This window comes from Streptomyces sp. NPDC040589 (assembly GCF_055594445.1).
Genome location: NZ_JBVIWP010000001.1, coordinates 897853 through 915844 on the forward strand (window position 1 = coordinate 897853; position 17992 = coordinate 915844).

Sequence of the window (17992 nt, forward strand, 5' to 3'; positions counted from 1 at the left end):
CATGACGATCAAGGTCGTACGGGGCAACCCGACCCCGGAGGAGCTGGCCGCCGCACTGGCGGTGGTCAGGGCCCGCGCCGCGGCGGCGGCAGACACCCCGCCCGGCGCACCCGCCCCCCGCGACTCCTGGTCCGACCCGTCCCGCATCGCGTCCCACCGCCTGCCCCAGCCGGGCCCGACGGCCTGGGGCCGCACCTACTGGCCGGGCTAGCACTCTCGCCCTCAGGGGCGCGGGGAACCGCGCGCGGCGGAACAACGCGGGGCGCCGATTTGAGTACCCCTACTCAGGCGCCCCGCCCCGCCGAGCCGCACGCTGGACTCATGCTGTGGTCCGACCCCGAGAACGAGCCGCCGAAAGAGCTCCGCGACATGCAGGACATGCTTCGGCGGCTGGGCGTTCTCATGGCGTTGGCCATGTTCGTGGCCATGCTCGTGATCGGCGTGAGGTGAGCCGGCCTCGCCGACTAACCTGACCGCATGACCGCTCAGCGCCGCAGGCGACTCGTCCTCGCCTCCCAGTCCCCCGCCCGGCTCGGACTGCTCCGCCAGGCCGGACTCACCCCCGAGGTGATCGTGAGCGGCGTCGACGAGGACGCCGTCACCGCCCCCACCCCCGCCGAGCTGGCGCTCGCGCTCGCCGAGGCGAAGGCCTCCGTCGTGGCGGCCCGGCCGGAGGTCAAGGGTGCGCTGGTGATCGGCTGCGACTCGGTGCTCGACCTGGACGGCCAGGCCCTCGGCAAGCCCGCGGACGCCGAGGAGGCCACCGCACGCTGGAAGTCGATGCGCGGCCGCGCCGGCACCCTCCAGACCGGCCACTGCGTCTACGACACGCTCACCGGCCGCTATGTCTCCGCCACCGCGTCCACCGTCGTCCACTTCGGCGACCCCACCGACGAGGAGATCGCCTCCTACGTCGCCTCCGGCGAACCTCTCTACGTCGCCGGGGCCTTCACCCTGGACGGCCGCTCGGCCCCGTTCATCAACGGCATCGACGGCGACCACGGCAACGTCATCGGCATCAGCCTGCCCTTGGTCCGGCGGCTCCTCGCCGACCTGGGCGTCGGCATCACGGAGTTGTGGGCGCCGGCGGAGCAGTGACCGGGGACCCGTCGCCGCCGGTCCCGGCCCGTGGCGCGGCGTCGGCGGGCTCGGCGGGGCGGTCGTACGTCATCAGCAGCAGGACGATCAGGCCGAGCACCAGCATCATGAACAGGAACGCGGTCCAGCCGACGGGACCCCAGGTGAAGGCGCCCAGCAGCCCGTGCACGACCGCCGCGCTGATCAGCAGCACACGCCCGAGGCCCGCCGGCGGGCGGTCCCGCAGCGCCACGAGCAGGGCGACCAGGCCGCACAGCGCGAAGTAGAGGCCGAAGGCGACCCCGCCGATCTTCGACGACACCGACATCATGTGCGGATCGAGGCCGGCCAGGGACATGTCCTGCCGGTCGACGACGACCCCGAGGAACCAGTTCAGCGCGGCGATGCCGAACGCCTCACCGAACAGCACCACCGCCACGACCCACGCCACCGGCCTGCGCACCACCGGGCCCACCCTCTTACCCCTAGTACGTTCGAGACATCGCGAACGCTACTGACAGGTAAACCCTGGGACAAGGGTTCAGCCGCGGGCAAAGAATCATTGGGCCATTCGTAGGGACTCCACAAAGAAACGGAGTGGCCCGCAGCACGTGATGACAGAGACCTTGACCACAAGGGACGGCTAGGGTTTCCCGCAGGAGTGCTGCGTACCGCGGTGCGACAAGGGATTTCGCGGGTCGAGCGAGCCTCGCATCACGCTCCGTGTGGGCAAGCTCACCACTGGGGACGGGTCGAAGTGCCGTGTCGGCAGTCCCTAAACTCGGCTTGTTTCAAGGAGGGAGCCTCATCGTGCGCAAGGTGCTCATCGCCAACCGTGGCGAAATCGCTGTCCGCGTGGCCCGGGCCTGCCGGGATGCCGGCATCGCGAGCGTGGCCGTCTACGCCGACCCTGATCGGGACGCTCTGCATGTCCGCGCCGCGGATGAGGCGTTCGCCCTGGGCGGTGACACCCCGGGCACCAGCTACCTCGACATCGAGAAGGTGCTCAAGGCCGCGCGGGAGTCGGGCGCGGACGCCATCCACCCCGGCTACGGCTTTCTCTCCGAGAACGCGGACTTCGCCCAGGCGGTGCTGGACGCGGACCTGATCTGGATCGGCCCGCCCCCGCAGGCCATCCGCGACCTCGGCGACAAGGTCGCCGCCCGGCACATCGCGCAGCGCGCGGGCGCCCCACTGGTGGCGGGCACGCCCGACCCGGTCTCCGGTGCCGACGAGGTCGTCGCCTTCGCCGAGCAGCACGGTCTGCCGATCGCCATCAAGGCGGCCTTCGGCGGCGGCGGTCGCGGCCTGAAGGTCGCGCGCACGCTCGAAGAGGTGCCCGAGCTGTACGACTCGGCGGTGCGCGAGGCGGTCGCCGCCTTCGGGCGTGGCGAGTGCTTCGTCGAGCGCTACCTGGACAAGCCGCGGCACGTGGAGACCCAGTGCCTGGCCGACCAGCACGGCAACGTCGTCGTGGTCTCCACCCGTGACTGCTCCCTCCAGCGCCGGCACCAGAAGCTGGTGGAGGAGGCTCCCGCCCCCTTCCTGTCCGAAGCGCAGGTGGAGGAGCTGTACTCGGCCTCCAAGGCGATCCTGAAGGAAGCCGGCTACGTCGGCGCCGGCACGGTCGAGTTCCTCGTCGGCCTGGACGGCACGATCTCCTTCCTTGAGGTCAACACCCGTCTCCAGGTGGAGCACCCGGTCACCGAGGAGGTCGCCGGCATCGACCTCGTCCGCGAGATGTTCCGCATCGCCGACGGCGAGGTCCTCGGCTACGACGACCCGGCGCTGCGCGGCCACTCCTTCGAGTTCCGCATCAACGGCGAGGACCCGGGCCGCAACTTCCTCCCGGCCCCCGGCACGGTCACGAAGTTCGACCCGCCGTCCGGCCCCGGTGTCCGCCTGGACGCGGGCGTGGAGTCCGGCTCGGTCATCGGCCCGGCGTGGGACTCCCTGCTGGCCAAGCTGATCGTCACCGGCCGCACCCGCGCGGAGGCTCTGCAGCGGGCCGCCCGCGCGCTGGAGGAGTTTCAGGTCGAGGGCATGGCGACGGCGATCCCGTTCCACCGTGCGGTGGTGAAGGACCCGGCGTTCGCCCCCGAGCTCACCGGCTCGTCCGACCCGTTCACGGTCCACACCCGCTGGATCGAGACGGAGTTCGTCAACGAGATCAAGCCCTTCGCGGCGCCAGCCGACGCCACGGACGCGGAGGAGGAGCTGGACCGCGAGACGGTCGTCGTCGAGGTCGGCGGCAAGCGCCTGGAGGTCTCCCTCCCGGCCTCACTGGGCATGTCCCTGGCCCGTACGGGCCTGGCGGCGGGCGCCAAGCCCAAGCGCCGCGCGGCGAAGAAGTCGGGCCCCGTCGCCTCCGGCGACACCCTCGCCTCTCCCATGCAGGGCACCATCGTCAAGGTGGCCGTCGAGGAGGGCCAGGAGGTCAAGGAGGGCGACCTGGTCGTCGTCCTTGAGGCGATGAAGATGGAGCAGCCCCTCAACGCCCACAGGTCGGGCACGATCAAGGGCCTGAGCGCGGAAATCGGCGCGTCGGTCACGTCCGGCGCGGCCATCTGCGAAATCAAGGACTGAGGCAACGCACTCGGCGGGTGGGCGCGCCTAGCGCCCACCCGCCGGGTGGTGGGTCGGGGCCGCGCCGGGGGGTGTCCGTCCTCGGAACGGCGCGATGGGGTCGGATACCAGCTAACTGTCCGTTGACGCGCCAACCGCTGCGGGCGGACACCCCCCGACACGTCCCCTTCCGTGCGTACGCGGCTGCGGGCGCGTCGTGGTTGCCCTGGCTTCGGGCAATCGTGCCTCCCCCAGTGCCTTAAGGGCCTGGGAGGTGCCCCCAGGGCGGCACGGGTGGGCGTGGGGGGTCACCCCCGCGGCTCCCTACCGCCGCCGCAGATCCGCGACCCGAGCCCGCTCCGCTCCAGCCCCCTGCTCCCCCAGCATCGCGGCGGACCGTAACCCACCCCCCGCACCAGGAACCTGACGGCGAGGTCCGGGCAACGGCACGTCCCGACGCTGCTGGCGAGCCGGGACGGCGTCACCCCCCGGCCCGGCCGCCCCCGCCGAACCCCCTTGCCCCCCGGCCACGGCGATCTGCACGCCCTGGTCGGCAAGAGCCTGAAGCTCGGTGGCCGCACGGTCGTCATGGGCGGGCGGCTCATCCGTCACAAGGCGAGTGATGAGATCCGTCGGCACGGTCTGGAACATCGTGTCCGTCCCGAGCTTCGTATGGTCGGCGAGGACCACGACCTCCGCGGCCGCCTGCACCAGCGCCCGATCGACGGACGCCGACAGCATGTTGGACGTGGACAGCCCGCGCTCCGCGGTCAGACCGCTTCCGGACAGGAAGGCCCGCGACACCCGCAGCCCGTGCAGGGACTGCTCGGCACCACTGCCGACCAGGGCGTAGTTCGAACCGCGGAGCGTACCGCCGGTCATCACGACCTCGACCCGGTTGGCATGGGCCAATGCCTGCGCCACCAGCAGCGAGTTGGTGACGACGGTCAGTCCGGGCACCCGGGCGAGCCGGCGCGCCAGCTCCTGGGTCGTCGTACCCGCCCCGACCACGATCGCCTCGCCCTCTTCCACGAGGTTCGCGGCGAGGTCGGCGATGGCGGTCTTCTCGGCGGTCGCGAGATGGGATTTCTGCGGAAAGCCGGACTCCCGCGTGAAACCGCCCGGCAGTACCGCACCGCCGTGCCGGCGGTCGAGGAGTCCTTCTGCCTCCAGCGCGCGCACGTCCCGCCGTACGGTCACTTCGGAGGTCTGGACGACGCGGGCGAGCTCACGGAGCGACACGGCCCCGTTCGCTCGCACCATTTCGAGGATCAATTGGCGACGTTCTGCAGCGAACACGAAACTGACAGTAACGCCAGCGACCGTCTGCTTTCAGCAGTTTGCGCTGAATAGCAGAAGATGTTCGCACGGACCAGCGGGAAGTGGTATAGAGCCTAGTCCCGCCGCCTATGCCACACACATGGTCGAATACTCCCCGTGACCAGCGAGGAGCCGGTTTCGGCCTCAGCCCTCGCCGGTCTCCTTGCGCGTGTGCAACTGCCGTGCCACCTCGGCGATCGAGCCCGACAGCGAGGGGTAGACGGTGAAGGCGTTCGCGATCTGCTCGACGGTCAGATTGTTGTCGACCGCGATCGAGATCGGGTGGATCAGCTCCGAGGCCCGCGGCGCCACGACGACACCACCGACCACGATCCCGGTGCCCGGACGGCAGAAGATCTTGACGAAGCCGTCGCGGATGCCCTGCATCTTGGCGCGCGGGTTGCGCAGCAGCGGCAGCTTCACGACCCGGGCGTCGATCTTCCCGCCGTCGACGTCGGCCTGGGTGTAGCCGACCGTGGCGATCTCCGGGTCGGTGAAGACGTTCGACGAGACGGTCTTCAGGTTCAGCGGGGCCACGGCGTCGCCGAGGAAGTGGTACATCGCGATCCGCCCCTGCATGGCGGCCACGGAGGCGAGAGCGAACACGCCCGTCACGTCACCGGCCGCGTACACGCCGGGAGCGGTCGTACGGGACACCTTGTCGGTCCAGATGTGGCCGGACTCGCGCAGCCTGACCCCGGCTTCCTCCAGCCCCATGCCCGCACTGTTGGGCACGGCGCCGACGGCCATCAGACAGTGCGACCCGGTGATGACGCGCCCGTCGGAGAGGGTCACCTCGACCCGCTCCCCGACCCGCTTGGCGGACTGTGCCCGGGTACGCCCCATGACGTTCATGCCGCGCCGCCGGAAGACGTCCTCCAGCACGGCGGCCGCGTCCGGGTCCTCGCCCGGCAGCACGCGGTCCCGCGACGACACGAGCGTCACCCTCGAACCCAGCGCCTGGTAGGCGCCCGCGAACTCGGCACCGGTCACACCCGACCCGACCACGATCAGCTCCTCGGGGAGCTCATTGAGGTCGTACACCTGGGTCCAGTTCAGGATCCGCTCACCATCCGGCAGGGCATCGGGCAGCTCACGCGGATGCCCACCGGTGGCGATGAGCACCGCATCAGCCGTAAGAGTCTCTTCACTCCCGTCAGCGGCGCGCACCACGACCTTCCGCGACCCGTCGAGCGCCTGCATGCCCTCCAGCCGCCCGCGCCCGCGCATCACACGTGCCCCGGCACGCGTCACGGAGGCGGCGATGTCGTGCGACTGGGCGAGCGCGAGCCGCTTCACACGCCGGTTGACCTTGCCCAGGTCGACCCCGACCACCCGGGCGGACTGCTCCATGGGCGGGGTGTCGTCGGCGACGATGATCCCCAGCTCCTCGTACGACGAGTCGAAGGTGGTCATCACCTCGGCCGTCGCGATCAGAGTCTTCGACGGTACGCAGTCGGTGAGCACCGACGCCCCGCCCAGACCGTCGCAATCGACGACGGTCACCTCCGCGCCGAGTTGAGCGGCCACCAGCGCCGCTTCGTATCCGCCGGGTCCGCCACCGATGATCACGATCCGAGTCACGTACTCCATTGTCCCGCACCCTTCAACGCGATACCGCCCGGGGGCCCGCCGCGATGCGGCTCCGTTACGCGAGTGACGCGAGTCCGCCTGCCGTACCCTTCCCCCATGTCGCTCTACGCCGCGTACGCCGGCAACCTCGACGCGCGGCTGATGTCCCGCCGCGCCCCGCACTCGCCGCTGCGCGCCACCGGCTGGCTGAACGGGTGGCGGCTGACCTTCGGCGGCGAGCACATGGGCTGGGAGGGCGCCCTGCCGACGATCGTCGAGGACCCCACCTCCCAGGTCTTCGTCTCGCTGTACGACATCGCCCCCATGGACGAGGACTCGATGGACCGCTGGGAGGGCGTGGGCCTGGAGATCTACCGGCGCACGCGCGTACGGGTGCACACCCTGGAGGGCGACGAGCCGGCCTGGTCCTACGCCCTCAACGCCTACGAGGGCGGCCTGCCCTCCGCCCGCTACCTGGGCGAGATCGCCGACGCGGCCGAATCGGCGGGGGCCCCGCACGACTATGTGATGGAACTCCGCAAGCGCCCCTGCTGAGCCCCACCTGTCGGAAACGACAAGACAACGATCGCCACCCCGTTGGCTCCACCATCTACGCGCGTAGGCATTCACCGGCTACCCTCGTCGGCGTGAACGCATCTCTTCTTCCGGACGACATCCAGGGCGCCGCCCCGATCGATCCCAGGGCCGCCGCCGACGCCGCCGCGGCCCGCCTGCGCGAACTGACGGGCGCCGAGACCCACGACGTCGCCCTCGTGATGGGCTCCGGCTGGGCTCCGGCCGTGGACGCCCTGGGCGACCCCGAGGCCGAGTTCCAGGTCACCGAGCTGCCCGGCTTCCCGCCCCCGGCGGTCGAGGGCCACGGAGGCAAGATCCGCTCGTACAAGATCGGCGACAAGCGCGCCCTGGTCTTCCTCGGCCGCACGCACTACTACGAGGGCCGCGGCGTCGCCGCCGTCTCCCACGGAGTCCGCACCGCCGTCGCGGCCGGCTGCAAGACGATCGTCCTCACCAACGGCTGCGGCGGCCTGCGCGAGGGCATGCGCCCCGGCCAGCCGGTCCTGATCAGCGACCACATCAACCTCACGGCCACCTCCCCCATCATCGGCGCCAACTTCGTCGACCTCACCGACCTCTACTCCCCGCGCCTGCGCGCCCTGTGCAAGGAGGTCGACCCCACCCTGGAGGAGGGCGTCTACGCCCAGTTCCCCGGCCCGCACTACGAGACTCCGGCCGAGATCCGCATGGCCCGCGTCATCGGCGCGGACCTGGTGGGCATGTCGACGGTCCTCGAGGCGATCGCCGCGCGGGAGGCGGGTGCGGAGGTTCTCGGCATCTCCCTCGTGACGAACCTGGCGGCTGGTATGACCGGAGAGCCGCTGAACCACGAAGAGGTACTGCAGGCGGGCCGGGACTCGGCGACGAGGATGGGTTCCCTGCTGGCACAGGTACTGGGCCGGCTCTAAGCCCCACACCCGGCATCGGTGCTGGGGCCGGCGGGCCCGCGGCCCGGCGGAACGGGGTGCCTCCCCCACTCTCGGCTCCGCTCGAGCGGGGGTACCCCCACCGCCCACCCGTGCCGCCCTGGGGGCACCTCCCAGCCCCTTAAGGCACCGGGGGAGGCACGCATGCCCGCAGCCAAGCGGGGTCCTGCGCCGGCAGGCGGCAGGCGGCAGGCGGCAGGCGGCAGGCGGCAGGCGGCAGCCAAGCCGAGCGCAGCCCGCAGCCAAGCGGCAGGCCGGAGGCGCAAGCCACGACGCGCCCGCAGCCGCCGGATCACAGGAGGGGACGTGTCGGGGGGTGTCCGCCCGCAGCGGTTGGCGCGTCAACGGACAGTTAGTTGGTATCCGACCCCATCGCGCCGTTCCGAGGACGGACACCCCCCGACACGGCCCCGACCCACACCCGGCGCATAGGCGCGACGCGCACCCCCACCAAAGCCCAACAGGCCGCCGCAGGCATCGCGCGCGCCCCCGACAACCGAGAGGCTGAGACCCGACCGTGCACGACGAACTCATCGCACAGGCCCAGGCGTGGCTCACCGAGGACCCCGACCCGGACACCCGCACCGAGCTCGCCCGCCTCATCGACGCCCAGGACCACACCGAACTCGCCGCCCGCTTCACCGGCACCCTCCAGTTCGGCACCGCCGGCCTCCGAGGCGAACTCGGCGCCGGCCCCATGCGCATGAACCGCTCGGTCGTCATCCGCGCCGCCGCGGGCCTCGCCGCGTACCTCAAGAAGCAGGGCCACGACAACGGCCTAGTCGTCATCGGCTACGACGCCCGCCACAAGTCAATCGACTTCGCCCTGGACACCGCCGCCGTCATGACCGGCGCCGGCCTCCGCGCCGCAGTCCTCCCCCGACCCCTCCCCACCCCCGTCCTCGCCTTCGCCATACGGCACCTCGGCGCGGTCGCCGGCGTAGAGGTCACCGCCAGCCACAACCCACCCCGCGACAACGGCTACAAGGTCTACCTGGGCGACGGCTCCCAGATCGTCCCCCCAGCCGACATCGACATCGCGGCAGAGATCGCCGCCATCCAGTCCCTCACCACCGTCCCCCGCCCCACCCACGGCTGGGACACCCTCGACGACAGCGTCCTCGACGCCTACCTCACCCGCACCGACGCCGTCCTGGCCAAGGGTTCCCCCCGCACGGCCCGCACGGTGTACACGGCGATGCACGGCGTAGGCAAGGACGTCCTCCTCGCGGCCTTCGCCCGCGCAGGCTTCCCGCCCCCGACCCTCGTCACGGAACAGGCCGACCCCGACCCGGACTTCCCGACCGTCGCGTTCCCCAACCCGGAGGAACCCGGCGCGATGGACCTGGCGTTCGCCAAGGCCCGCGAAACCACCCCCGACCTGATCATCGCCAACGACCCGGACGCGGACCGCTGCGCCGTCGCAGTACGAGACGGCGACGGAAACGGCAACGACACCGCCGCCGACACCGACACCGACACCGACACCGACTGGCGCATGCTCCGCGGCGACGAGGTCGGCGCCCTCCTGGCCGCCCACCTGGTCCACCGCGGAGCAACCGGCACGTTCGCGGAGTCGATCGTCTCGTCCTCCCTCCTCGGCCGTATCGCCGAGAAGGCGGGCCTCCCCCACGTCGAAACCCTCACCGGCTTCAAGTGGATCGCCCGCGCCGAGGGCCTGCGCTACGGCTACGAGGAGGCCCTGGGCTACTGCGTAGACCCCGACGGCGTACGCGACAAGGACGGCATCACCGCCGCGCTCCTGATCACGGAACTGGCGTCGCGGCTCAAGTCGGAAGGCCGCACCCTCCTCGACCTCCTCGACGACCTGGCCGTGGAACACGGCCTGCACGCCACGGACCAGCTGTCGGTCCGCGTCGAGGACCTCTCCCTCATCGCCGCCGCGATGAACCGCCTGCGCGAACAGCCCCCGACCGAACTCGCCGGCCTCCCCATCACCCGCACCGACGATCTCACCCAGGGCACGGAAACCCTCCCGCCCACCGACGGCCTGCGCTACACGCTGGACGGCGCCCGGGTGATCGTCCGCCCCAGCGGCACGGAGCCGAAGCTGAAGTGCTACCTGGAGGTCGTGATCCCGGTCGCCTCACACAGCGACCTCCCCACGGCCCGCGCGAAGGCGACGACGCTACTGGAGTCGATCAAGCGCGACCTGTCGAAAGCAGCCGGCATCTGACTACGTAGAACCGGCATCTGACCACACAAGAAGAGGGGTGCCCCTCCCAGGGGCACCCCGGCACAACCCCTGTTCCCTACGCCACGGCCAGCAGAATCGCGACGAGCACCGCCCCGGCAACCGCCGGCCCCACCACCTCATAGGCCCACCGCACGGTCACCTCACCCTGCGCCGTCTCCGCCCGGTGCCGCGCCTCATGCAGCCCCCGCAGCTCATCCATGATCCGGTCGGTCTCCGCACGCGCGGACCCCTCGGACTCCGGACCACGGCCACCACCGAGGCCCTGCCCCGCACGCATCCCGAGAGCGCTGCCACGCCCCTCGTCCCGCCCCATGGCCCGCCGCGCCTGCGCGGTCGCCCGCATCTCATGCCGCGCCGCCTTCTTGCGGGCGCGCAGCGACACGGGGACGGCCCACAGCTGGTACTTGGCGCCGGACTCGGTGAGGATCTCGTTCGAGTAGGCGGACTTCAGCGTGGCGACCTGCCCCCAGGGCAGCACGATGACGCGGAAGGGGTTGCGGATCCGCAGCCGGTCGTCGCCCGCGTACACGGCGGGCCGCAGGGTGAAGGCGACGACGAGCGGCACGCCGAACAGCAGCAGCGCGAGCGCCAGCCACTGCGTACGTCCCTCCCCCGACACGAGCGCGTCGATGCCGAGCCACCCGGCGATGGCGAGCAGCAGCACACCGCCGGCGATGGCCGGGGCCGACCGGTAGACCCGGTCCTTGGACTCGGGCTCCGGCTGCGGCGCGGGCGACTGGGACTCGGGACTCGTCATGCCTCGATTCTGCCGGACGCCGACACCCCCACCCCCGGCACCCCAGCTCATGCCTCGGCCCCCGCTCAAAGCCCAAACCACCGCTACTCGCCCCACCCCACCCCCCACTCCTCCCCGCCCTCGCCCCCACCCCCCACCCCCGCCCAAGACAACCCCGGGGCTGTACAGCCGCTACGCGCGTAGATATGCTCGTCTGGTGACCATGCCCAGTTCTGCACTCACCGCAGCTCACCCCCTCAAGGACGTCACCGCGTCCGACAGCGCGCTGCGCCACTTCCTCCACGGGCTCCCCGGCGTCGACGCGGTCGGGCTCGAGGGACGTGCGGCCTCCCTCGGTACGCGCTCGATCAAGACGACAGCGAAGGCGTACGCCATCGACCTCGCCATCTCGATGGTCGACCTGACGACGCTGGAAGGCGCGGACACCCCGGGCAAGGTCCGGGCGCTCGGCGCCAAGGCGGTCAAGCCCGACCCGACGGACCGTTCGACGCCCAGCACGGCAGCGGTCTGCGTCTACCCCGACATGGTGGCCGTGGCCAAGGAGGCCGTCGCCGGCTCCGACGTGAAGGTCGCCTCCGTCGCCACGTCGTTCCCGGCGGGCCGCGCCCCGCTCACCATCAAGCTGGCCGACGTCCGCGAGGCCGTCGCCGCGGGCGCCGACGAGATCGACATGGTCATCGACCGCGGCGCGTTCCTCGCGGGCCGGTATCTGAAGGTGTACGACGAGATCACCGCCGTCCGCGAGGCCTGCGGCACGTCAGCGCGCCTGAAGGTCATCTTCGAGACGGGCGAGCTGTCGACGTACGACAACATCCGCCGCGCGAGCTGGCTCGGGATGCTGGCGGGCGCGGACTTCATCAAGACCTCCACCGGCAAGGTCGCGGTGAACGCCACCCCGGCCAACACCCTCCTCATGCTGGAGGCCGTCCGCGACTTCCGCGCCCAGACCGGTATCCAGGTCGGCGTGAAGCCGGCCGGCGGCATCCGCACCACCAAGGACGCCATCAAGTTCCTCGTCCTGGTCAACGAGACCGCGGGCGACGACTGGCTGGACAACCACTGGTTCCGCTTCGGCGCCTCCTCGCTGCTGAACGACCTCCTGATGCAGCGCCAGAAGCTGGCCACCGGCCGCTACTCCGGCCCCGACTACGTGACGGTGGACTGAGACCCCATGAGCATGGAAAACGTGGCATTCGCATACGCCCCGGCCCCCGAGTCCCGCGCGGTCGTCGACATCGCGCCCTCGTACGGCCTGTTCATCGACGGTGAGTTCACCGACGCGGCCGACGGCAAGGTCTTCAAGACGGTCAGCCCCTCCTCCGAAGAGGTCCTCTCCGAGATCGCCCAGGCGGGCGAGGCGGACGTGGACCGCGCCGTCCAGGCCGCCCGCAAGGCCTTCGAGAAGTGGTCGGCCCTCCCGGGCGCGGAGCGCGCGAAGTACCTCTTCCGCATCGCCCGCATCATCCAGGAGCGCTCCCGCGAGCTGGCCGTCCTCGAGACCCTCGACAACGGCAAGCCGATCAAGGAGACGCGCGACGCCGACCTCCCCCTGGTCGCCGCGCACTTCTTCTACTACGCGGGCTGGGCCGACAAGCTCGACCACGCCGGCTACGGCGCGAACCCGAAGCCGCTCGGAGTGGCGGGCCAGGTCATCCCCTGGAACTTCCCGCTCCTGATGCTGGCGTGGAAGATCGCCCCGGCACTCGCGACGGGCAACACGGTCGTCCTCAAGCCCGCCGAGACGACCCCCCTCTCGGCGCTCTTCTTCGCGGACATCTGCCGCCAGGCCGGTCTCCCCAAGGGTGTCGTCAACATCCTCCCCGGCTACGGCGACACGGGCGCCGCGCTGGTGGCCCACCCCGACGTGAACAAGGTGGCCTTCACCGGCTCCACGGCCGTCGGCAAGGAGATCGCGCGCACGGTCGCCGGCACCCGCAAGAAGCTCACGCTGGAACTGGGCGGCAAGGGCGCCAACATCGTCTTCGACGACGCCCCGATCGACCAGGCCGTCGAGGGCATCGTGAACGGCATCTTCTTCAACCAGGGCCAGGTCTGCTGCGCCGGCAGCCGCCTCCTGGTCCAGGAGTCGATCCAGGACGAGCTGCTCGATTCCCTCAAGCGCCGCCTGTCGACGCTCCGCCTCGGCGACCCGCTCGACAAGAACACCGACATCGGAGCGATCAACTCCGAGGAGCAGCTGACCCGCATCACCTCCCTCGTAGAGCAGGGCGAGGCGGAGGGCGCCGAGCGCTGGTCGCCGGCCTGCGAACTTCCGGAGAGCGGCTACTGGTTCGCCCCGACGCTCTTCACGAACGTCACCCAGGCGCACCGGATCGCCCGCGACGAGATCTTCGGCCCGGTGCTGTCGGTCCTGACCTTCCGTACGCCGGACGAGGCGGTCGCCAAGGCCAACAACACGCAGTACGGCCTCTCCGCCGGCATCTGGACGGAGAAGGGCTCGCGCATCCTGGCGGTCGCGAACAAGCTCCGCGCGGGTGTCGTCTGGTCCAACACGTTCAACAAGTTCGACCCCACCTCGCCCTTCGGCGGATACAAGGAGTCGGGCTTCGGCCGCGAGGGCGGCCGCCACGGCCTGGAGGCGTACCTCGATGTCTGATCGGCTCAACGTCCTGAAGACCTACAAGCTGTACGTCGGCGGGAAGTTCCCGCGTTCCGAGAGCGGCCGGGTGTACGAGGTGAGCGACTCGAAGGGCAAGTGGCTGGCGAACGCGCCCCTGTCCTCGCGCAAGGACGCCCGTGACGCCGTCGTCGCGGCCCGCAAGGCGTTCCGCGCCTGGTCCGGCGCGACGGCGTACAACCGCGGCCAGGTCCTGTACCGCGTCGCCGAGATGCTGGAGGGCCGCCGCGACCAGTTCACCCGTGAGGTGGCCGACGCGGAGGGCCTGTCGAAGTCCAAGGCGGCGGCGGTCGTGGACGCGACGATCGACCGCTGGGTCTGGTACGCGGGCTGGACCGACAAGATCGCCCAGGTGATCGGCGGCGGCAACCCGGTGGCGGGCCCGTACTTCAACCTGTCCTCCCCCGAGCCGACGGGCGTGGTCGCGGTCCTGGCGCCCCAGGAGTCGTCCTTCCTGGGCCTGGTGTCGGTCCTCGCCCCGGTGATCGCGACCGGCAACACGGCGATCGTGGTGGCGAGCGAGAAGTCCCCTCTCCCCGCCCTGTCCCTGGCCGAGGTGCTGGCCACCTCGGACGTCCCCGGCGGCGTGGTCAACGTCCTCTCGGGCCGCACGGCGGAGATCGCGACCCCGCTCGCCTCCCACCAGGACGTCAACGCGATCGACCTCGCGGGCGCCGACGAGGTCCTCGCGAAGGAACTGGAGATCGCGGCGGCCGACAACCTCAAGCGCGTCCTGCGTCCACAGCCTGTGGATTACACGGAGACCCCGGGCACCGACCGCATGACGGCGTTCCTGGAGACGAAAACGGTCTGGCACCCCACGGGGTCACTGGGCGCGTCGGGTTCCTCGTACTAGACGCACTCTTCCGGTACGGAAGCCCCGGCCCTCCTCCGTCCAGGAGGGCCGGGGCTTCTCCGTAGGCGGCCTCGCTCAGATCCCGAGGCGCCGCGCGATGCCGTCCAGCACGCAGTCGAGCCCGAACTCGAACTCCCAGGCCCGGTCGTCCTTGCGGGCCGCGCTGAGGGCGTACTGCTCGTACGTCGGATAGCGGCCCGTGCTCATCAGGTAGACCATCTGCGGGGCGAGCGCCTGGCGGGTCTCGTCGCCGCTGGTCCAGCCGTGGCGTTCCTGGTACTCCCGCACGGCGATCTCGGACTGGGCGGCCCCGTGCACGAAGGAGGAGACGGCCCGGAAGGCGGCCATCACCGAGTCGGCGTCCAGGCCGCAGACGGCGAGCGCGGCCAACTGCCGCTCCGCCACGCCCATGCGCGACGGCGTCAGCGTGATCACCGGCGTGGGCATGACGGCCATCCACGGGTGGGCGAGCATCAGCTCCCGTGTCTGGAGGGCGTAGGAGCGCAGCACGTCCCGCCAGTCCGTCGCCCCGTCCGGCACGGTCAGCTCCCGGGACACCCGGTCGATCATGAGCGCCCAGAGGTCGTCCTTGCCGTTGACGTGCCGGTAGGCGGCCATGGGCGCGACGCCGAGCTTCGTGGCGAGACGGCGCATGGTGACGGCCGCGCCGCCCTCCTCGTCGGCGATCTCGACCGCGGCGGCGGCGATCCGCTCCAGGGTCAGTGAGGTGCGAGGAGCCGGGGCGGGCCGCTCCACGCGCTCCCAGAGGGAGGGCGCCTCCGCCCCGCTCTCCTCGCCCTCCTTCTTCTTCGCGACCGCCATGGTCCGCTCCTCCCGGTCGAAAGTCGTGTACAGCGTATCTCCAGTAGACGACGTACACATCACTGTGTACGTTGTACGCACGAAAGATACGCCGTACACAACGCCGCACGAACCCAGGGGGAGACCCATGCCCGCCACCGCCGAACCGCTCCGCGTCGCCGTCCTCGTCGGCTCGACCCGGGAGGGACGCTTCGCGCCGGTCGTGACGAAGTGGCTGACCGGCCACCTCGACCAGCGCGACGACCTGCGCGCCGATGTCGTGGACCTCGCTCAGACGCCACTGCCGACGGTGTTCCCCGCCTTCGGCCGACAGCCGCCGCCCGGCGCCGAGGAGCAGCTGGCCCTCGTGTCACCCCGGCTCGGGGCGGCCGACGCCTTCGTCCTCGTCACACCCGAGTACAACCACAGCTTCCCGGCGTCCCTGAAGAACGCGATCGACTGGCACGGCGAGGAATGGCACGGCAAGCCGGTCGGCTTCGTCTCCTACGGCGGCCTGTCCGGCGGCCTGCGCGCGGTGGAGCAGCTGCGGGTCGTCATGGCCGAGGTGAACGCCACGACCATCCGCAACACCGTCAGCTTCCACAACGCCTGGAGCCGCTTCGACGAGGACGGCACCTGCACGGAACCCGCCGCCGACACGGCCGCGAAGGCCCTGCTCGACCAGCTCGCCTGGTGGGGCCACGCCCTGCGGGACGCCAAGTCCGTCCGCGACTACGTCGCATGACCGGGGAGACCACGGCCTCGCCCGCGAGCACGGCACATCCGGCCCGGCCGGACGCCCCGCCCTCCCGGCTCGTCGTCCTCGGCCTGCTGCTCGGCATCGTGCTCGCCACGCTCGACGGAACCGTCGTGGGCACCGCACTGCCCACCATCGTCGGCGACCTGGGCGGCCTCGACCACCTGTCCTGGGTGATCACGGCCTATCTGCTCACCACCGCCGTCTCCACCCCGATCTGGGGGAAGCTCGGCGACCTCTACGGCCACAAGGGCAGCTACCTCACCTCCATCACCGTGTTCCTCGCCGGTTCCGTGCTCTGCGGACTCGCCCAGGACATGGGGCAGTTGATCGCCTTCCGGGCCTTTCAGGGCATCGGCGCGGGCGGCCTCTTCGTAGGCGCGCTCGCCCTCATCGGCACCCTGCTCACCCCGGCGGAGGCCGGGCGGGCCCAGTCGCTGATCGGGGTGCTGCTGCCCGCCGCGATGATCGGCGGACCACTGGTCGGCGGCTTCCTCACCGACCAGCTCGACTGGCGCTGGGTGTTCTACGTCAACGTCCCGGTCGGCGCGGTGGCGCTCGCCCTGATCGGCTTCGGGGTGCGGCTGCGGGCCCCCCGGGTCAAGGCCCGGATCGACCTGGCCGGAGCCGGGCTGCTGGCCGGCGCGATCCTCGCCCTGACCCTCCTCGCGAGCTGGGCCGGGACGACGTACGCCTGGTCCTCGCCGCAGATCCTCGGGCTCGCCCTGGTCTCCGCGGTCGCGCTGGCCGCCTTCGTACGGGTCGAGCGGCGTGCCCCGGAACCGGTGATCCCGCCCCGGCTGTTCCGCGACCGCAACTTCTCGGTGGCGCAGGTGCTCAGCTTCGTCACGGGCGCGGCCATGCTGGCGGCGGCGAGCTATCTGCCCCAGTACCTGCAGTTCGTCCGGGACATGTCGTCCACCGAGAGCGGACTGCTGCTGCTTCCGCTGATGCTGGGCATGATCGCCGCCCAGCTCGTCATCGGCCGGCGGGTCGGCGACGGCGGGCGTTACCGGGGCTACCCCATCGCGGGCGGCGCGCTGGCCGCGGCGGGGGCGCTGGCCCTGCTGACGCTCGGCACGACCACGACGGCGCCGGTCGCCTCCGGCCTGACGCTGGTGCTGGGCGTGGGCATCGGCTGTCTGATGCAGCCGACGATGCTCATCACGATGAACAGCGCGGAACCACGCGACATGGGCGCGGCCAGCGGCACCCAGACATTGCTGCGCACCATCGGCGGCTCGCTCGGCGTCGCGGTCCTCGGCTCCGTCTACACCGGCCGGCTCACGGCCGAGGTCACGGACCGGCTCGGCACCGAGGGCGCCCGGCTGACGGGCGGTGAGCTGACCCCCGAGGCGCTGCGGGACCTGCCGGAGCCGGTCCGTGACGCCTTCCGGGCGGGCGTGGTGGACGGACTGCACGGTGTCGCGCTCGGCACGGCCCTCCTGTGCGCCGTGGCGTTCGCGGTGTCCTGGCTGGTCCGGGAGGTCCCGCTGCGGGGCCGCTGAGTTACCGCGAGAGCGGCGCGGTCACCTGCTCCACCACCGGAATCCCCCCGACCGACGGCGCCTGAGCCACCGGCCCCGTCACCTCCCGGGAAGCCATCGGCTTGAAGTCGGCGACCTCGGTGCCGACGCTGTTGTCGAGCGGGTCGACTCCCGTACCGGCGAGGGGATTGGGCTTGAGGCCCGTGACCGTGCCGGTGGCGTAGGCGAGGGTGTCGCTCGCGGCCTGGAGGCCGGCCCGGGGGTCGGTCTTTCCCAGGGAGGTGTGGACCACGTCCAGGACCGAGCCGGTGCCCGCCGCGGCCGTCGCCGCCCCCGCCCCCAGCGCCACTCCCGCGGTCGCGAGGACGGCCAGGGCACGCTGGACGGTCGGCTTCTTGGATGAGTCGTGTCGGGCCATCACTGCCACCTCTTGACGCTTTGG

At 71.3% G+C, this 17992-nt stretch carries 18 protein-coding genes; 12 read left to right on the top strand and 6 right to left on the bottom strand.

What is annotated here, in order from left to right; genetic code table 11:
* Window position 1 precedes the first annotated feature (1 nt).
* The 3 genes from ACZ58V_RS04060 to ACZ58V_RS04070 all read left to right on the top strand — a co-directional run bounded on the left by ACZ58V_RS04060 (window position 2) and on the right by ACZ58V_RS04070 (window position 1098).
* Window positions 2-211 (top strand): acyl-CoA carboxylase subunit epsilon, encoded by a 210-nt coding sequence (locus ACZ58V_RS04060; protein WP_189722901.1) that lies wholly within the window; start codon window positions 2-4, stop codon window positions 209-211.
* 110 nt (window positions 212-321) lie between these two features.
* Window positions 322-450: a morphogenic membrane protein MmpB gene (mmpB, locus tag ACZ58V_RS04065; protein ID WP_255961279.1), complete on the top strand. Its 129-nt coding sequence runs from the start codon at window positions 322-324 to the stop codon at window positions 448-450.
* A 27-nt stretch (window positions 451-477) separates the two neighbouring features.
* The gene (locus ACZ58V_RS04070) at window positions 478-1098 is read left to right on the top strand and encodes a Maf family protein (RefSeq protein ID WP_471288200.1); all 621 of its coding nucleotides are present in this window, start codon (window positions 478-480) and stop codon (window positions 1096-1098) included.
* Here the strand turns inward: ACZ58V_RS04070 and ACZ58V_RS04075 are convergent.
* Window positions 1067-1543 (bottom strand): hypothetical protein, encoded by a 477-nt coding sequence (locus ACZ58V_RS04075; protein ID WP_468187437.1) that lies wholly within the window; start codon window positions 1541-1543, stop codon window positions 1067-1069. The two genes, ACZ58V_RS04070 and ACZ58V_RS04075, sit on opposite strands and share 32 nt — an antisense overlap.
* Before the next feature lie 344 nt (window positions 1544-1887).
* Between ACZ58V_RS04075 and ACZ58V_RS04080 the strand changes: the two genes are divergently transcribed.
* Window positions 1888-3663, top strand: a complete 1776-nt coding sequence (locus ACZ58V_RS04080) for an acetyl/propionyl/methylcrotonyl-CoA carboxylase subunit alpha (RefSeq protein ID WP_468187435.1) — start codon at window positions 1888-1890, stop codon at window positions 3661-3663.
* A gap of 303 nt (window positions 3664-3966) precedes the next feature.
* Here the strand turns inward: ACZ58V_RS04080 and ACZ58V_RS04085 are convergent, their stop codons facing one another.
* Together ACZ58V_RS04085 and ACZ58V_RS04090 are read right to left on the bottom strand one after the other, a co-directional pair.
* Complete coding sequence (locus ACZ58V_RS04085) at window positions 3967-4941, bottom strand: DeoR/GlpR family DNA-binding transcription regulator (protein WP_189722897.1); 975 nt, start codon at window positions 4939-4941, stop codon at window positions 3967-3969.
* A gap of 165 nt (window positions 4942-5106) precedes the next feature.
* Window positions 5107-6555, bottom strand: coding sequence for an NAD(P)H-quinone dehydrogenase (locus ACZ58V_RS04090; RefSeq protein WP_468187433.1), 1449 nt, complete (start codon window positions 6553-6555; stop codon window positions 5107-5109).
* Between the two features lie 96 nt (window positions 6556-6651).
* On the opposite strand from ACZ58V_RS04090, the gene ACZ58V_RS04095 reads away from it, so the two are divergent.
* From ACZ58V_RS04095 to ACZ58V_RS04105, 3 genes are all read left to right on the top strand, one after another.
* Complete coding sequence (locus ACZ58V_RS04095) at window positions 6652-7089, top strand: gamma-glutamylcyclotransferase family protein (RefSeq protein WP_189722895.1); 438 nt, start codon at window positions 6652-6654, stop codon at window positions 7087-7089.
* Window positions 7090-7181: 92 nt separating this feature from the next.
* Window positions 7182-8018 (top strand): purine-nucleoside phosphorylase, encoded by an 837-nt coding sequence (locus tag ACZ58V_RS04100; protein ID WP_468187430.1) that lies wholly within the window; start codon window positions 7182-7184, stop codon window positions 8016-8018.
* 535 nt (window positions 8019-8553) lie between these two features.
* Window positions 8554-10233: a phospho-sugar mutase gene (locus tag ACZ58V_RS04105; protein WP_471288207.1), complete on the top strand. Its 1680-nt coding sequence runs from the start codon at window positions 8554-8556 to the stop codon at window positions 10231-10233.
* A 76-nt stretch (window positions 10234-10309) separates the two neighbouring features.
* Here ACZ58V_RS04105 and ACZ58V_RS04110 read toward each other — a convergent pair whose 3' ends face one another.
* On the bottom strand, window positions 10310-11011 hold the full coding sequence (locus ACZ58V_RS04110) for a PH domain-containing protein (protein WP_468187426.1): 702 nt from the start codon (window positions 11009-11011) through the stop codon (window positions 10310-10312).
* A gap of 202 nt (window positions 11012-11213) precedes the next feature.
* Between ACZ58V_RS04110 and deoC the strand changes: the two genes are divergently transcribed.
* Genes deoC through ACZ58V_RS04125 form a run of 3 tightly spaced genes read left to right on the top strand, consistent with a single transcriptional unit; the run spans window position 11214 to window position 14505 of the window.
* Entirely contained in the window at window positions 11214-12176 is a 963-nt protein-coding gene (gene deoC / locus ACZ58V_RS04115; protein WP_468187424.1) for a deoxyribose-phosphate aldolase, read from the top strand.
* A 12-nt stretch (window positions 12177-12188) separates the two neighbouring features.
* Entirely contained in the window at window positions 12189-13628 is a 1440-nt protein-coding gene (locus ACZ58V_RS04120; RefSeq protein ID WP_471288209.1) for an aldehyde dehydrogenase family protein, read from the top strand.
* Window positions 13621-14505, top strand: a complete 885-nt coding sequence (locus tag ACZ58V_RS04125) for an aldehyde dehydrogenase family protein (RefSeq protein WP_471288211.1) — start codon at window positions 13621-13623, stop codon at window positions 14503-14505. The genes ACZ58V_RS04120 and ACZ58V_RS04125 overlap by 8 nt, the downstream gene beginning before the upstream one ends.
* Window positions 14506-14580: 75 nt before the next feature.
* On the opposite strand, the gene ACZ58V_RS04130 is transcribed toward ACZ58V_RS04125, so the two are convergent.
* Window positions 14581-15327, bottom strand: a complete 747-nt coding sequence (locus tag ACZ58V_RS04130; protein WP_471288214.1) for a TetR/AcrR family transcriptional regulator — start codon at window positions 15325-15327, stop codon at window positions 14581-14583.
* A gap of 127 nt (window positions 15328-15454) precedes the next feature.
* Here ACZ58V_RS04130 and ACZ58V_RS04135 point away from each other — a divergent pair, with 127 nt between their 5' ends.
* Both ACZ58V_RS04135 and ACZ58V_RS04140 read left to right on the top strand, forming a co-directional pair.
* Window positions 15455-16051 carry an NADPH-dependent FMN reductase gene (locus ACZ58V_RS04135; RefSeq protein WP_471288215.1) on the top strand — a complete coding sequence of 199 codons (597 nt, stop codon included), beginning with the start codon at window positions 15455-15457 and terminating at the stop codon, window positions 16049-16051.
* Window positions 16048-17571 (top strand): MDR family MFS transporter, encoded by a 1524-nt coding sequence (locus ACZ58V_RS04140; protein ID WP_471288217.1) that lies wholly within the window; start codon window positions 16048-16050, stop codon window positions 17569-17571. The genes ACZ58V_RS04135 and ACZ58V_RS04140 overlap by 4 nt, the downstream gene beginning before the upstream one ends.
* Window position 17572: 1 nt before the next feature.
* On the opposite strand, the gene ACZ58V_RS04145 is transcribed toward ACZ58V_RS04140, so the two are convergent.
* Window positions 17573-17968, bottom strand: a complete 396-nt coding sequence (locus ACZ58V_RS04145; protein ID WP_471288220.1) for a hypothetical protein — start codon at window positions 17966-17968, stop codon at window positions 17573-17575.
* Between the last annotated feature and the right edge of the window lie 24 nt (window positions 17969-17992).